Genomic DNA, 14,801 nt, shown 5'->3' with positions numbered 1-14,801 from the left:
GCTAGTTGAATCGCTCCAATCGTGCCTAGACTTCGGCGCCATGGACGACGACGCGAACGCGCCGGACCGGCGGACCGGATGGATGACCAGCGCGGCCTGGCAGCAGGACCCCGACGGGCCGCTGCCGGTGCTCGGCACCGCGATCGAGGTGACTGGTGAGCCCCGGGCCGCGACCTTGCGGGTGGCCGGGCTCGGCGTGTTCGTCGCCGCGGTCAACGGCGAGGTCGTCAGCGACCCGCTCGAGCCCGGCTACACCGACTACGCGCGCCGCGCCGAGTTCTGCACGTACGACGTCACCGCGCGGCTCGTCCCCGGGCCGAACGTGATCACGATCGAGCTCGGCCCCGGCTGCTACCGCTCCCGCAAGACCGAGGACCGCTGGACCAAGATCGAGACCGCGTACGGCGACCTCGCCGCCTGCGCCACGCTCTCCTGGACCGACGACGACGGCTCCAACGAGCTGGGACCGTGGCACGCGACGACCGGCGCGGTCCGGACGGCGAACTGGGTCGGCGGCGAGGACTACGACGCGCATGATGAGCCCGACCTGCAGGCGATCGCGTCCTGGCCGGCCGCCGTCCCCGCGAAGGTGCCCGCGGAACTCAAGCTGTCCGCGAAGGCCATCCCGCCGATCCGCGAGGTCGAACGCCTCGCCGCCCGGTCCGTGACCACGGTGCGCCCAGGCGTCCACGTCGTCGACTTCGGCGTGAACTTCGCCGGCTGGATCGAACTCGACCTGCCGCCGAACGCCGAGGTCCGCCTGCGTCCCGCCGAACTGCTCGAACCCTCGGGCGCGATCAACCCCGTGACCGAAGGCTGGGGCCCTGTCTTCCACACCGTCACGACCGCCGACGCCCCGCTGACCTGGCACCCGAGGTTCTGCTACAACGGCCTGCGCTACCTGGAGATCTCGGGTCTGCCCGCCGCGCCCGAGGCCCGCGGTCTGGTCCTGGCGGCGGCCGCCGATCCGGCCGGTACGTTCACCTCGTCCGACGCCACCATGACCGAGCTACACCGGATCATCCGCCGCGCGATCACGTCCAACATGTACTCGATGTTCACCGACTGCCCGCAGCGCGAGAAGCTCGGGTACCTCGAGCAGCTGCACCTGGTCTACCCCATCCTGCGCTGGAACTACGACGTACGCGAGCTGCTGGCGAACACGCTGCGGATCGTCCGCGAGGCGCAGGAGCCGAGCGGGCATATCGCGCTGTACGCGCCGGAGTGGGACCCGTTCCCCGACCCGTGGCGCGGCGACGTGAACTTCGGCCTCGTGAGCGTCTTCCTGCCCTGGCAGCTCTACCGCACGTACGGCGACCTCGACGTATCGGCGGCCAACTACGACACGGCCGTCCGGTACGTCGACTACCTATTGGCGTCGCGGGACGACGGGCTCGTCACCTACGGGCTGGGGGACTGGAACGGGCGGGACTTCCGGTATGTGCCGTTCGTCGCGACGGCGACGCTCGCCCGGGCGCTCGGCGTACTGGCTCTCATTGCTGACGTGCTCGGGCGGGACCGCGGGCGGTGGAACGACCTGCGGGCGACGGTCGTGGGGGATGTTCGCCGGCGGTTCGTCACGGCGGAGGTGGGCAGCGAGTCGGTGGTGGAGGTGGGGAGTGAGTCCGTGGCGGAGCTCGCGGTCGCGATCCATTCGGGCGTTCTCACCGGCGCGGAGGAGGCGGCCGCGGTGGATCGGCTGGAGCGCCGGATCGTTGCTGACGGCTACTACCTGGACGTGGGGGAGATCGCGATGGCCTCCCTGGTCGAGGTGCTCGCGGCGTACGACCGGCACGAGACGCTGTACCAGCTGACGCAGGTCGACGAGCGGCCCGGGTACGGGTACATGCTGCGGCACGGAGCGACGTCGCTCACCGAGACGTGGGACGGGCCAACGTTCGGGTTCAGCCAGAACCACTTCATGAACGGCGCGATCGACGACTGGTTCTTCGGCCACGTCGCGGGACTGCAACAGGCGCCCGGTGACATCGGCTTCCACCGGGTGGTGATCCGGCCGCGGCCCTGCGGAGGGTTGACCTCGGCGGCCGCGTCGTACCGCACCGGGCACGGCGAACTCCGCAGCGCGTGGACTGTCGCGGACGGTGCCTTCGTCCTGGAGGTCGTCGTACCGGCAGAGACGACGGCGGTCGTGGAGTTGCCGGACGGGACGTCGTACGACGTCGGTCCCGGGCAGCACCGGTTCGCCGGATGAGGGTCTGCGGAGCCGTCGACCTCGGTGCGTCCGGCGGCCGGGTGATCGCCGGGATCGTCGACAAGGGCGAGGTCACGCTGCGGACGGTGCACCGTTTCAGCTACCGCGCGGACCGCCGCGACGGTCGGCTGCGCTGGCCGTACGCCGTCCTCAAGGCCGAGGTCCGCACCGGGCTGCGGGCGCTGGCGCGGGCGTACCCGGAGGTCGAGTCGATCGGCATCGACACCTGGGGAGTGGACTACGGCCTGCTCGACGAGTCCGGCGTACTGCTGGCGGATCCGGTGTCGTATCGCGACGACCGGACCGCGGGCGTGGTCGACGTGGTGCACGAGCGGTTCGGCGGCGTCGAGAAGCTGTACGACGTGAACGGGCTGCAACCGTTGCCGATCAACACCGTGTACCAGCTCGCGGCCGATGCGTGGGACGGGGCCGCGTCGGTGGTGATGCTGCCGGATCTCCTCGTCCACGAGCTGACCGGCGTACTCGGGACCGAGCTGACGATCGCCTCGACGACCGGGTTGCTCGACGTACGGACGCGGGACTGGTCGCCGGAGGTGCTGGCCGCGCTCGGGCTGCCGTCGGAGCTGTTGCCGCCGTTGCGAGCCGCGGGCGACGTGGTCGGACCATTGCGGCCGGAGGTTGTCCGGGCGACGGGCCTGCGGTCCGATGTCGTGGTGGTCCGGGTCGGTTCGCACGACACCGCGTCGGCGGTGGCCGGTCTACACCGTCATGAAGGACCGGCCGTGTTCGTCTCCAGCGGCACCTGGTCACTGGTCGGGCTGGAGCTCGACGGCCCGATCGTCAGTGGCGAGTCGTTGCGTGCCGGGGTCAGCAACGAGCTCGGGGCGGGTGGGCAGACGCTGTTCCTCCGCAACCTCGCCGGTCTGTGGTTGCTCCAGGAATCGTTGGTCGCCTGGGGAAGCCCCGACCTGTACCCGCTGCTCGCGGAGGCCGAGGCGTTGCCGGCCGGCGGGCCGGTCATCGATGTCGACAGCAACGACCTGATCGCTCCGGGCGCTATGCCGGACCGGATCGACGCGCTCGTCCGGGCGACGGATCAGCGCCCGCTGAGCGGGCCGCCCGCGACGGTCCGGTGCATCCTCGACTCGCTTGCCACGGCCTACGCCGAGAGCGCCCGCGAGCTCGCGCGCCTCGCTGGGACCGACCCTCGGGCGATTCACCTCGTCGGCGGCGGATCGCAGAACGACCTGCTCTGCCGGCTGACCTCGGAGCTGTCCGGTCTCCCGGTCGTGGCCGGGCCGGTGGAGGCGACGGCGCGTGGGAACGTGCTGGTTCAGGTGGGGCGATTGTGGCCGGACATGTGCTGACAGTTATCGTTTGACGGCGCATTGTCACCAAGTCATGGGGTCGGCATCTTCCGCCGGAGCGGGCCCTTGGGGGTTCGCTCATGAAGAAGGCCGTTCTGGCCGCGGTCACCGCTGCGGCTGTTGCCGCTGCCGCACTGATTCCGTCCGGGCCCGCCGTGCAGGCGGCCGAGACCGCGACCCACAGCGCGCCGCGCGGGTTCGGGTCGGCGTTGTCGTCGGTGGAGCAGCCGTCCTGGCAGACGAACGCGAGCGTGAACGCGCTCGCCGTCGCCGGGGACCTGGTGTTCGCGGGCGGGCTGTTCACCCGGGTCCGGCCGCCGGGCAAGGCGCGCGGCGTCGGGGACGTGGCGCGGAAGTACTTCGTGGTGCTCAACCGGACCACCGGCGTACCGACCCGGTTCGCGCCGAGCGTCAACGGGCCGGTGTGGAGCGTCGCCGCGTCGCCGGACGGGCGCCGGGTCGTGATCGGCGGCGACTTCACGGTCGTGGACGGCGTACCGCGATCCCGGGTGGCGATGTTCGACGTTGCCACCGGCAAGCTCGTGGCCGGCTGGGACCCGGTGGTGAACTACCGGGTCGCCGCGCTGAAGGTGACCGCGAGCACGGTCTACCTGGGCGGCTCGTTCGGCGCCGTCGACAAGGTCGGCCGCGCGCGGCTGGCCGCGGTCGCGCTCAGCACCGGCGCGCTGCTGCCGTGGAACCCGGGAGCGGATGACGACGTCCACGCCATCGAGGTCTCGACCGACGGCACGCGGGTCTTCGTCGGCGGCGGGTTCACCACGATCGGCGGCCGGGACCAGCATGCGCTCGCGATGCTGAACGCCCGTACCGGCGCTGTCCTGTCGATGCCGGCCGCGGCAGCGATCCCGCCGAAGTCGGAGGAGTGCGACAGCCGGGTCAAGGACCTCGAGGTCCAGGGAAACAAGGTGTTCGCGTCGAACGCCGGCACCAACAGCATGGAGTGCTACGACGGCGTACTCGCCGCCGACAGTGGGACCGGCAAGCTGCTCTGGCAGAGCAAGTGCCTGGGCGCGACCGAGGCGATCGTTGCGATCGGCAACTGGCTGTACAAGGGCTCGCACGCCCACGACTGCAGCGCGGACGGCGAGTTCCCGGACAAGACCGGCATGCACCACCTGCTGGTCTACAGCACGATCACCGGCAAGCTCGGTCCGTGGTTCCCGAACACCGACGCGGGCGGTACGACGCTGGTCGGCCCGCTCGCGTTCGCGTCCGGCGGCAACGACCTGTGGGCGGGCGGCGACTTCACCGCGGTGAACGGCAAGCCGCAGGAGGGGCTGACCCGGTTCAACGGCGTACCGGGTGGTGCCGCGCCGGCCCGTCCGGCCGCGCCGAAGCTGGCGAGCGCGCGGCCGAACAAGGTGACGATCGCCTTCAGCACCGTGCTCGACCGCGACAACCTGACGCTCACCTACCTGGTGTACCGCGGCACGACCCGGATCGGCAGCTGGTCGCGGACGTCGAACTCGTGGACCAAGCCGGCCGTCACCTCGGTCACCGACTCCGGCCTGACCAGCGGCCAGACGCTGTCGTACCACGTCGAGGTCAGCGACGGCCGCAACGTCAGCAAGAGCGCCGCGGCCACCGTCCGGGTCCGTTAGCAGCGAGTTCCGCGAGCTGGTACGACGAGATCGGCCAGGTAGGCGTCGATCTTCTGCCGGGCGCACGCGTTGGACTGGTACAGCGTGTGCCCCGGTCCGTCGTGGTAGATCGACCCGCTGCCCGGCACCTGGTCGACCACCCGCGACGCGGCCTGGTACTCGCTCCAGTTCCCGGCCATCAGCAGCGGCGGCAGCCCGTCCGGCAACGCCGCCGGCGGATTGCGGACCGGGATCGGCCAGCCCACGCAGGACAGCATCGCCTGTGCGATCGTCGCCACCGCACCCGTGTACGGCGCGGCCGCGCGCATCCGGCGTACCTGCTGCTCGAGCTGCCGCTGGTCGGCCGGGCGCGGCCAGTCGGTGCACTCCACAACGCCGGGGGAGGCGGTCATGGCGTACGGCGCGTTCGGGGGATCGGGGACGAAGCCGGACGCGTCACCGGTCGCAGCTGCCTTCTTGAGCGCTGCGGCGAGTCGTGGGTATGAGACATTTCGCGCGAGCGCGACAGCTTGGTAGCGGATGTCGTCGGCGCTGTACGTCACCTGGCCCGCCAGGAGTGGTGCGCGGGCCATGACCTGCTGCCAGAGGGCGGGCGCGTTCGCGCAATCTCCTTGCGTACGGCACCAATCGAAGAACCGCACCACGTAGCTCTGAACGTCGCGCGCAAGCAGCGGGAGCTCGCGATTCCAATTCGCGGCGCTGTGGTTCCAGGTCCCGTCCAGCACCATCGCGCGGACCCGCTGCGGAAACAGTTGCGCGTACGCCTGCCCGATGAAGCCGCCGTACGACGCGCCGTAGAAGCTGGTCTGCTGCTCGCCGAGCGCCTGCCGGATCGCGTCCGCGTCGCGGGCGTGGGTGGCCGAGTCCATCGCGCCGAACAGCTCCGGATCCTTGGCCTGGCAGCGTTCCGCGGCCGCGCGGTTGGTGGCGGCGAGACGGTCGAACTCTTCCTGGTTCCTGGGGAGCGACGGGATCCGGGCGCCGGTCCAGTCGCAGGGGAGGTTCGTGCTGAGGCCGGGCGCGTTCGGGCCGCCGCGGAGGTCCCAGGTGACGATGTCCATCGTCTGGCGCAGCCCGGCGAACGACTCGCCGCCGCCGTACTTGCGCATCAGGTCGATGCTGATGCCGACCGGGCCGCCGAAGTTGACCAGCACGGACCCCTTCGGCTTCGCGGCGGTGGAGCGGAGCCGGCCGATCGTCAGCGTGAGTTGGCGGCCGTCAGGTCTGTCCCAGTCGACCGGGACCTTCAGCGTGGCGCATTCGATCCCGACCGAGCCCGGGCCGCCGGGGCATTCGCCCCAGGTGAGGGTTGGGGCGGGCGGGGTGAGGACGTTGATCGTCAGCAGCCCGACTGCTAGTAGTTTCAGCATGCCGCCGACGGTTCCTCGGATTCGCCGTTCGCACATCGGACCAGGAGCCGTCGGACCACGGTCCGAGGCGGGGCGCCGGCGGGTCGGCTAGGTTCGACGCGTGACGGAGTACGGCTTTAGCAGGCGGCAGTTGATCGCCGTGGACTGCGCCGTTGCGGTCGGGTACGCCGTACTCGTCCTGGTTACTTCGTCCACTGCGGCTGGGCTTGTCGCGGTCGGGCTCGCGGTGCCGATCGCCGTACGACGGATCTGGCCGGTGCCGGCGTTGGCCCTCGCGGTGGTGGTGTCGGTGGCGGCGGTTCTCGGGAACGGGCTGCGCGATCCGTTCCTGGGGGCGGCGTACGTGCTGTACGTCGTTGCGTTGGAGCGGCGCTCGAGCCGGCCGGTGTCGAGTCGCCGGCTGCTCGGGCTGTCCGGCGGTCTCGGGTTCGTCGTACTCGTGCTTGCTGTCGTGGCCGGGGCGCCTGCGGGGCAGTCGCGGGCGGCGGTTGTGCTGACCGGGTTCGCCGCGCTGTACGGCGCGTGGGTGCTCGGGCAGGTCGTCCGGGACCGGCGCGCGGCGGCAGCCCGGGCGGCGCAGGTACTCGCCGCGCAGGCCGTCGCCGCGGAACGGTTGCGGATCGCCCGTGAGCTGCACGACATCGTTGCCCACAGCATGGGTCTGATCGCGGTCAAGGCCGGCGTCGCGAACCATGTCTTGAAGGTCCGTCCGGAGGAGGTGTCCGACGCGTTGTCCGTGATCGAATCGACCAGCCGCGACGCGCTGGTCGAGCTGCGGCACATGCTCGGCCTGCTGCGCACGTGCGACGACGAACCCGCGGACCTCGCTCCGCCCGCCGGGTTGGCGGCGCTGCCGGAGTTGGTCGCCCGGGTCGAGTCCACCGGTGTCCACGTGGACCTCACGCTCGACGTACCGTCGCCGCTCCCGGAGGCCGTCGGGCTGACCGTCCACCGGATCGTCCAGGAGTGCCTCACCAACGTCACCAAGCATGCCCGCGCGCGTCGTTGCCGGATCACGGTCACCGGCGGCGCGAACGCCGTACAGGTGGAGGTCGTCGACGACGGCATCGGCGGTACGGCGGTCGAGGGGCACGGGCTGATCGGCATCCGCGAACGCGTCAGCGTGTACGGCGGGACGTACCACGCCGGGGCGCTGCCGGGCGGCGGGTTCGAGGTCGTCGTACGGCTGCCGCATGAGTGAGATCCGGGTCCTGGTGGCGGACGACCAGGCGCTGTTGCGCGGGAGCTTCCGCGTGCTGATCGACACCACACCCGGGCTCACAACCATCGGCGAGGCAGCCAACGGCCACGAGGCGGTCGAACTCGCGCATCGTCTGCGGCCCGACGTCGTACTGATGGACGTCCGGATGCCGGAACTCGACGGCATCGAAGCCACCCGCCAGATCTGCTCCGCCCCGGAAACCGCCGGGACGAAGGTGCTGATCCTCACCATGTTCGACCTCGACGACGCCGTGTACGCCGGACTGCGCGCCGGCGCGAGCGGCTTCCTCCTGAAGGACGTACCACCGGTCGACCTGCTCCAGGCGATCGAGGTCGTCGCCGCCGGCGAAGGCCTGCTCGCACCGTCGATCACCCGCCGCCTGATCGCCGAGTTCGCCCGCCTCGCCGAGCCTGGTCAAGCCCCACTGACCGGCCTCGACGGCGTCACCGACCGCGAACGCGAAGTCCTCACCCTGATCGCCCGAGGCCTCTCCAACCAGGAGATCTGCGACCACCTGAACGTCGGCCGAGGCACCGTCAAAACCCACATCGGCCACCTCCTCGCCAAACTCCACGCCCGCGACCGAGCCCAACTGGTAATAGCCGCCTACGAATCCAACCTCATCCAACCCCGCCACCAGCAAGCGCGCAGGTGATACCCCCCGCATCCCCCGCACCCGCCGTTCGTCGCTACGCACCTCACCGCCCCGGCTCCGCGCGCTCCCACCCACCCGTGCCTGTCTCCCCGCGCTGCCCGCCTCCGTGCACTTCCGGGGCGACCGGTGCGCGCGGTGTAAGCGCGCGGGTGGTGTGCCCCGGGTGCTCCCACCCCAGATCCGTGGTTGACTCCCGCGCTGCTGGTCGCCCGGGCGCGCCCGGGCGAGCAGCGCGTGCGGGTATGCCAGGCGGCTGCCCGTGGGTGACTCCTGTGGTGAGGGCGTCTGGAGGCGCGCGTCCTGACCCGCCGGTGATGGGCCAGGCCTGTGCTCAGGGATAATCGGGTGGTGACCGGGCCCGAGCAGTTGGCTGTTGTTGGGGCGGGGTTTGGTGCGGGGATTCTCACCTCGACCGTCGGGGTTGCTTCGCTGCTCAGCTTCCCCGTGCTCATCGCGCTGGGGATTCCGCCGGTGGTTGCGAACGCGTCCAATACGTTGGGTTTGCTCCCTGGAGCACTGAGTGGCGCGTTCGGGTACCGGCGTGAACTACGGGAGGTGCCGCGGCGCCAGGTGATTGTCGTCGTGCTCCTGTGTGCCGTCGGCGCAATCGGAGGTGCGGCGCTGCTGCTGGCGCTGCCGTCGGAGGTGTTCGCGGCGGCGGCGCCCTGGCTGATCCTCTTCACGTGTTTGATCGTGGGAGTCCAGCCGTGGATCTCACGGTGGTTGCGTTCGCGATCCCAGCACCCGCACGACCTGCGCCGTTCGATGTCTCCGGCAACCATCGCCGGCACCGCGCTGACCGGCGTGTACGGCGGCTACTTCGGCGCCGGTGCCGGCGTGATGATGATGGCCGTCCTGGGGCTCGGCCTCGACCTCGAACTCCGCGTCGTCAACGGCCTGAAAACCCTCGCCCTCCTGGCCGCCAACCTGGTAGCCGGCACCATCTTCCTGTTCATCGCCGACCTGAACCTCCAAGCCGCCGCCCTCCTGGCCGCCGGCTCCGTCGTCGGCGGCTACGCCGGCGCCCACATCGGCCGCCGCCTCCCCGCCACCTACCTCCGCATCCTCATCGTCCTGGCCGGCATCACCGCCGCGATCCTGATGTTGTCCTAGTGTCCTGAGCCGCCTCAACCGGCAACTGAAACCCCGGGGTTCGCGCTGTAGGAGCGTGAGATGGGGAGTATTTCGTGCCGATTCGGGAGGAAATGTTCCCCAGACCCGGATAACCCGCTATCGGTGGGGATCGTCGTCGACGATCTCGTGAGCGGACACGTCCGCAGACGGGGGATCAAGAGACCGGTCCTAGAACTGCGGGACGATCGCGAGGGCTGCGATCAGCAGGCAGACGGCGCCGTTGATGTATGGGTGGCCGGCCAGTACCGCGATGAACTCGCGGATTGTTGCCGTCGGCCAGTAGTACGCCGCGGTGGGAGAGCCGACGACCTGGCCGTTCACCCTCGCTTTGCGGGCCGTCAACGCGGCGCGGAAGGCGTGGAAGTTGTTCGTCACGATCAAGCACCGGTACTCCGGCCGCAGTTCCGCCATCAGGTCCCGGCTGAAGGTCAGGTTCTCCCAGGTGGTGGTCGACTTGTCCTCCCGGATGATCTGGTCGGCGGCGACGCCGTGCTCGACGAGGTACGCCGCCATCGCGTGCGACTCGGGCAGGTCCTCGCCGGGACCCTGGCCGCCGGAGGTGATGATCCGGGGCGAGCGCCCCTTGCGGAGGGCGCGTTCGTACACCTGCTGCGCCCGGTCCAGCCGGCTCGCAAGCAGCGGCGGGACGCGGGAGCCGATCAACCCGGAGCCGAGGACGACGACGAAGTCCACCTTCCGCGACGAGCGGACCCGGCTGTAGAAGAACGCGTACACCAGGAAGCACAGGAAGAGGAACGAGATGTAGGTCAGGATCCCCAGCAGCGCCGACCGTACGGCGGCCAGCGGTTCCCAGCCGATCTTCTGCACCAGCACGCTGAAGAGCACGAACGCGATGATCCCGAGCCCGACGATCAGCGACAGCAGGTTCGACAGCCGGCGGCGTTCCCGGCGCAGCATCGTGACGCCGTTGATCACCAGGAACACCGCGAGTACGGCGATCGCGACCGGGATCGCGATCACGATCGCCCACACCATCGCGACCGCGACCGGCTTGCTCACGGTCTCGACCGCGAAGATCACGCCGAGCCCGGCGAACATCAGCGTCAGGACCAGGAAGATCCCGTTCTTGAACAGCCGCCGGTCCCGCCAGAAACTGACGCCGAAGACCAGGAACCAGAACCCGGCGACACCGAAGCAGATGACCATCGGGCGCCATCCAACCACGCACCGTCGCCGAGGTGGGGGAGGCTCGGTGTGTGGACGGGACGAGGCCGATCCAGGCCCGGTGTGCGAGGCTGCGGGAATGACGACGAACTGGGCCGGGAACGTCGAGTTTGCGAGTGAGCCGCGCAGACCTCGGGCCGTCGAGGAGCTGCAACACCTGGTGGCCGGGGCCGAGAAGGTGCGGGTGCTCGGGACCGGGCATTCGTTCAACCGGATCGCGGACACGTCCGGCGTCCTCGTGAGCGTGCAAGAGTTGCCGCAACTCATCGAGGTCGGTGAGCGCGGCGTGACGGTGTCGGCGGGGACGCGGTACGGCGGGATCACGGCGGCGCTGCAGGCACAGGGGCTGGCGCTGCACAACCTCGGGTCGTTGCCGCACATCTCGGTCGCGGGTGCCTGTTCGACCGGTACTCACGGCTCCGGCGACACCAACGGTCCGCTGGCGGACGCGGTCAACGCGATCACGTTCGTGAACGCGGACGGCGAGCTCGTCTCGCTCACCCGGGACGACCCGGACTTCGCGGGCTCGGTCATCTCGCTGGGCGCGCTCGGGGTCACGGTCAGCCTCACGCTCGACGTACAGCCGTCGTACCAGATCAGTCAGGTCGTGTACGACGGTGTGCCGGTCGACCGTTTGCGGTCGGACTTCGCGGACGTGATGGGCAGCGCGTACAGCGTCAGCGCCTTCACCGACTGGGTCGACCCTGACGTGATGGTCTGGCGGAAGCGCCGCGAGCTGACCGAACCCGAGCCGGAGTGGATGGGCGGACGGCTCGCGAACGGTGCGCGGCACCCGATCAAGGTGATGCCGGCCGACTACGCGACCCAGCAGGGCGGCGTACCCGGGCCGTGGAACGAGCGGCTGCCGCACTTCCGGCTCGAGTTCACCCCGAGCAACGGCGACGAGCTGCAGTCCGAGTACTTCGTGCCGCGCGCCCGCGCCGCCGAGGCGGTCGACGTACTGCGGTCCCTCGGCGAGCGGTTCGCGCCGGTGCTGCAGGTGTCGGAGGTACGGACGGTCGCCGCCGACGAGCTGTGGCTGAGCCCGAGCCAGGGCCGCGACACGGTGGCGCTGCACTTCACCTGGATCCAGGACGAGGCCGCGGTCCGGCCGGTCGTCGCGGAGCTGGAGGCGGCACTCGCCCCGCTGGACACCCGCCCGCACTGGGGCAAGGTCTTCGAGGCGGACGCGGCCACGCTCGCGGAGCGGTACCCGAAGGTGCGGGACTTCATCGCACTCGCGGCGAAGTACGACCCGGCCGGCAAGTTCCGCAACGAGTATCTGGACACGTATCTGCCGAGGGCTAACGACAGGAGGTAGCCGGCGTCCGCGCCTGGAGCGAGCTCACCGGGGCGCGGATCAGGCACTACCTCCTGTCCTTAGAGTTGCGTCAGGTCCTCGACGGTCGAGGTGATCGACCAGAGGAGGTTGCGGATGACGCGGCGGTCCTCGGCGGACAGGTTGGCGAGGGCGCGGCGGCCGGCGCGGTCGTAGACCTCCTGGACGGTGTGCGCGAGCGCGACGCCGCGGTCGGTCAGCTCGATGCCGACCTGCCGCGCGTCGGTCGCGCTCTTCACCCGCCGTACCAGCCCGGCCGCCTCCATCCGCTGGGTGGTCCGGGTCGCGGTCGGCACCTCGACGTCCAGGACCTTCGCCAGCCGCGCCACCGGGAGCGAGCCGTGGTGCAGGAGCTTCGCGAGCACCAGCTCCTGCCCGGTGTGCAGCTCGGTCCCGGCCAACTCCTCGGCGACGGCCTTCCGCGCGGCCCGGTCCGCGAACCGCAACGCGATCAGTACGTCGGCCTCGTCGGCGGGCGCGTCCGGCGACCAGTCCTCGCTCACGTGTGGCTCCGGGACCGGAACGGGTTCCGCGCGTCGTAGTCGCCGATGTACTCGGTCGGGATCGCCGGCTCGCCGCGGCTCAGCTGGTTGGCCGAGCGGGGCAGCTCGTAGCGGGCCTTCTCGTGGTGGGCCTGCGACTCCTCCGGCGTGGTCCGGCCGACGATCTTGCCGGACTCCACGAGCGACTTCAGCAGCACCCGGTCGTCGCCGTCGTCGACCGGCTGCTCGCCGACGCCGATCAGCTCGACCTCTGCGACACCGGCCGGGGAACGCCGGCGGAGCGCCCACTTGCGGCCGCCGATCGAGATCTTGTCCGGGCTCTTCTTCGCCACCGGTACCAGTTCGCCGCTCGCGTCCTCGCGGGCGACCAGCTTGTACACGAACCCGCAGGTCGGGTAGCCCGAGCCGGTCACCAGCGACGTACCGACCCCGTAGCCGTCCACCGGCGCCGGCGCGAGCGCGGCGATCTGGTACTCGTCCAGGTCGCTGGTCACGATGATCTTGGTCTTCGTCGCGCCCAGCGCGTCCAGCTGCTCGCGGACCTGCCCGGCCAGCGACGGCAGGTCACCCGAGTCCAGTCGTACGGCGCCCAGGTCCGGTCCGGTCAGCTCGATCGCGGTGCGGACCGCTTCGGCGACGTCGTACGTGTCGACGAGCAGCGTCGTACCCTTCCCGAGTGCGTCGATCTGGGACCGGAACGCGTCCCGCTCGCGGTCGTGCAGCAGCGTGAACGAGTGCGCCGCGGTCCCGGTGCTCGGGATGCCGTAGCGGCGGGCCGCCTCCAGGTTCGAGGTCGCGCCGAAGCCCGCGACGTACGCCGCCAGCGCCGAGGCGACCGCCGCCTCCTCGTGGGTCCGGCGGGAGCCCATCTCGATACAGGGCCGCCCACCCGCCCACCAGGTCATCCGGGACGCGGCCGACGCGACCGCGGAGTCGTGGTTGAGGATCGACAAGAAAACGGTTTCCAGCAGTACTGCCTCGGCGAACGAGGACTCCACCACCAGTACCGGCGAGCCCGGGAAGAAGATCTCGCCGTCGGCGTAACCGGAGATGTCGCCGGTGAACCGGTAGTCCGCCAGCCAGTCCCGGGTAGCCTGGTCGACGACTCCGCGGTCGGCCAGGAAGGCGATCGTCTGCTCGTCGAACCGGAACTGTTCGAGCGCGTCCAGCAGCCGGTTGACGCCGGCCACCACGCCGTACCGCCGGCCGTCGGGCAGCCGCCGGGCGAACAGCTCGAACACCGAGCGCCGCTCCGCCGTGCCGTCCGCCAGCGCGGCCTGCAGCATGGTGAGCTCGTAGTGGTCGGTCAGAAGTGCCGTCGAGTGGGTCACAGGAGAAGCCTATTGTGAGACCGGAACCGATGATGGAGAGAATGGTCAGGTGAGCACCGCACCGAGCGAGCTGGAGAGCGCCGAGACCGATGAGGCGATCGAGCTCAGCCCACCCTGGGTGACCATCGTCTGGAACGATCCGGTCAACCTGATGGACTACGTCACGTTCGTGTTCCAGCAGTACTTCGGGTACTCCAAGTCCAAGGCGGAGAAGCTGATGCTGCAGGTGCACCAGGAGGGCAAGTCGGCGGTGTCGAACGGGAACCGGGAAGCGATGGAACGCGACGTGGAAGCGATGCACACCTACGGCCTGTGGGCCACTTGCGAGAAGTCGTGACGCGGTTCCGCAAGCGCCGCAAGACGGTGGTCGTCAGCTTCGCCGAGCACGAGGCGGACATCCTGGCGAACCTCCTGCGGAACTTGGTCGAGCTGCTGTACGACGGGTTGCCGCCGCGCACCACCACGCCGGTCGACCCGCTGGAGGCGATGCTCAGCGAGAACGACGGCCCGACCTCGCCGCCCGAGGACGTCGTACTGCAGCGGCTGCTGCCGGACGCGTACAAGAGCGACGACATGGCGTCGGCGGAGTTCCGCCGGTTCACCGAGCGCGGGCTGCGCGAGGGGAAGGTCACCGACGCCAAGCGGGTGCTGTCCGCGCTGGAGGAGTCCGGCGCCGACGAGATCGCGCTGGAGCCGGACGAGCAGCTGTCCTGGCTGCGCGCGCTGAACGATCTGCGGCTGGCGATCGGCACCCGCCTCGACATCAAGGACGAGGACGACTACGCCACCTGGGAGAAGCTCGACGAGGACGACCCGCGGCGGCTCACGTACGACCTGTACGACTGGCTCGGGTACCTGCAGTCGGCGCTGCTGCACAACATGCGCTGACCCGTAGGGTGG

13 protein-coding genes are annotated in these 14,801 nt (G+C 70.3%); 9 read left to right on the top strand and 4 right to left on the bottom strand.

Annotated elements, in window-relative coordinates; translation table 11 throughout:
* Positions 1-40 precede the first annotated feature (40 nt).
* The 3 genes from ACFV9C_RS07425 (at position 41) to ACFV9C_RS07415 (ending at position 5,162) form a co-directional block, all read left to right on the top strand.
* On the top strand, positions 41-2,212 hold the full coding sequence (locus tag ACFV9C_RS07425; protein ID WP_380191383.1) for a family 78 glycoside hydrolase catalytic domain: 2,172 nt from the start codon (positions 41-43) through the stop codon (positions 2,210-2,212).
* Positions 2,209-3,540 carry a rhamnulokinase family protein gene (locus ACFV9C_RS07420; protein ID WP_380191381.1) on the top strand — a complete coding sequence of 444 codons (1,332 nt, stop codon included), beginning with the start codon at positions 2,209-2,211 and terminating at the stop codon, positions 3,538-3,540. Before ACFV9C_RS07425 ends, ACFV9C_RS07420 begins: the two co-directional genes overlap by 4 nt.
* Before the next feature lie 80 nt (positions 3,541-3,620).
* Entirely contained in the window at positions 3,621-5,162 is a 1,542-nt protein-coding gene (locus ACFV9C_RS07415; RefSeq protein WP_380191380.1) for a fibronectin type III domain-containing protein, read from the top strand.
* On the opposite strand, the gene ACFV9C_RS07410 is transcribed toward ACFV9C_RS07415, so the two are convergent.
* The gene (locus ACFV9C_RS07410; RefSeq protein WP_380191378.1) at positions 5,159-6,532 is read right to left on the bottom strand and encodes an alpha/beta fold hydrolase; all 1,374 of its coding nucleotides are present in this window, start codon (positions 6,530-6,532) and stop codon (positions 5,159-5,161) included. The two genes, ACFV9C_RS07415 and ACFV9C_RS07410, sit on opposite strands and share 4 nt — an antisense overlap.
* A 100-nt stretch (positions 6,533-6,632) precedes the next feature.
* On the opposite strand from ACFV9C_RS07410, the gene ACFV9C_RS07405 reads away from it, so the two are divergent.
* From ACFV9C_RS07405 to ACFV9C_RS07395, 3 genes are all read left to right on the top strand, one after another.
* Positions 6,633-7,733, top strand: coding sequence for a histidine kinase (locus ACFV9C_RS07405; protein WP_380191376.1), 1,101 nt, complete (start codon positions 6,633-6,635; stop codon positions 7,731-7,733).
* Complete coding sequence (locus ACFV9C_RS07400; protein WP_380191374.1) at positions 7,726-8,409, top strand: response regulator; 684 nt, start codon at positions 7,726-7,728, stop codon at positions 8,407-8,409. The genes ACFV9C_RS07405 and ACFV9C_RS07400 overlap by 8 nt, the downstream gene beginning before the upstream one ends.
* A 348-nt stretch (positions 8,410-8,757) precedes the next feature.
* Positions 8,758-9,522 (top strand): sulfite exporter TauE/SafE family protein, encoded by a 765-nt coding sequence (locus ACFV9C_RS07395; RefSeq protein WP_380191372.1) that lies wholly within the window; start codon positions 8,758-8,760, stop codon positions 9,520-9,522.
* Between the two features lie 189 nt (positions 9,523-9,711).
* Here ACFV9C_RS07395 and ACFV9C_RS07390 read toward each other — a convergent pair whose 3' ends face one another.
* The gene (locus ACFV9C_RS07390) at positions 9,712-10,710 is read right to left on the bottom strand and encodes an ElyC/SanA/YdcF family protein (RefSeq protein WP_380191371.1); all 999 of its coding nucleotides are present in this window, start codon (positions 10,708-10,710) and stop codon (positions 9,712-9,714) included.
* A 97-nt stretch (positions 10,711-10,807) separates the two neighbouring features.
* On the opposite strand from ACFV9C_RS07390, the gene ACFV9C_RS07385 reads away from it, so the two are divergent.
* Entirely contained in the window at positions 10,808-12,049 is a 1,242-nt protein-coding gene (locus tag ACFV9C_RS07385; RefSeq protein WP_380191369.1) for a D-arabinono-1,4-lactone oxidase, read from the top strand.
* Between the two features lie 59 nt (positions 12,050-12,108).
* Here ACFV9C_RS07385 and ACFV9C_RS07380 read toward each other — a convergent pair whose 3' ends face one another.
* The gene (locus ACFV9C_RS07380; protein ID WP_380191367.1) at positions 12,109-12,570 is read right to left on the bottom strand and encodes a MarR family winged helix-turn-helix transcriptional regulator; all 462 of its coding nucleotides are present in this window, start codon (positions 12,568-12,570) and stop codon (positions 12,109-12,111) included.
* Positions 12,567-13,901 (bottom strand): nicotinate phosphoribosyltransferase, encoded by a 1,335-nt coding sequence (locus tag ACFV9C_RS07375; RefSeq protein WP_380191365.1) that lies wholly within the window; start codon positions 13,899-13,901, stop codon positions 12,567-12,569. Before ACFV9C_RS07375 ends, ACFV9C_RS07380 begins: the two co-directional genes overlap by 4 nt.
* 49 nt (positions 13,902-13,950) lie before the next feature.
* Between ACFV9C_RS07375 and clpS the strand changes: the two genes are divergently transcribed.
* Together clpS and ACFV9C_RS07365 are read left to right on the top strand one after the other, a co-directional pair.
* Positions 13,951-14,238, top strand: coding sequence for an ATP-dependent Clp protease adapter ClpS (clpS, locus tag ACFV9C_RS07370; protein ID WP_380191363.1), 288 nt, complete (start codon positions 13,951-13,953; stop codon positions 14,236-14,238).
* Positions 14,235-14,789 (top strand): DUF2017 domain-containing protein, encoded by a 555-nt coding sequence (locus ACFV9C_RS07365; RefSeq protein WP_380191362.1) that lies wholly within the window; start codon positions 14,235-14,237, stop codon positions 14,787-14,789. The genes clpS and ACFV9C_RS07365 overlap by 4 nt, the downstream gene beginning before the upstream one ends.
* Positions 14,790-14,801: the final 12 nt, after the last annotated feature.

This window comes from Kribbella sp. NPDC059898 (genome assembly GCF_042730855.1).
Lineage (GTDB): Bacteria > Actinomycetota > Actinomycetes > Propionibacteriales > Kribbellaceae > Kribbella.
Note: the sequence above shows the minus strand (reverse complement) of the source record. Positions and strands in the feature narration are given on the sequence as shown.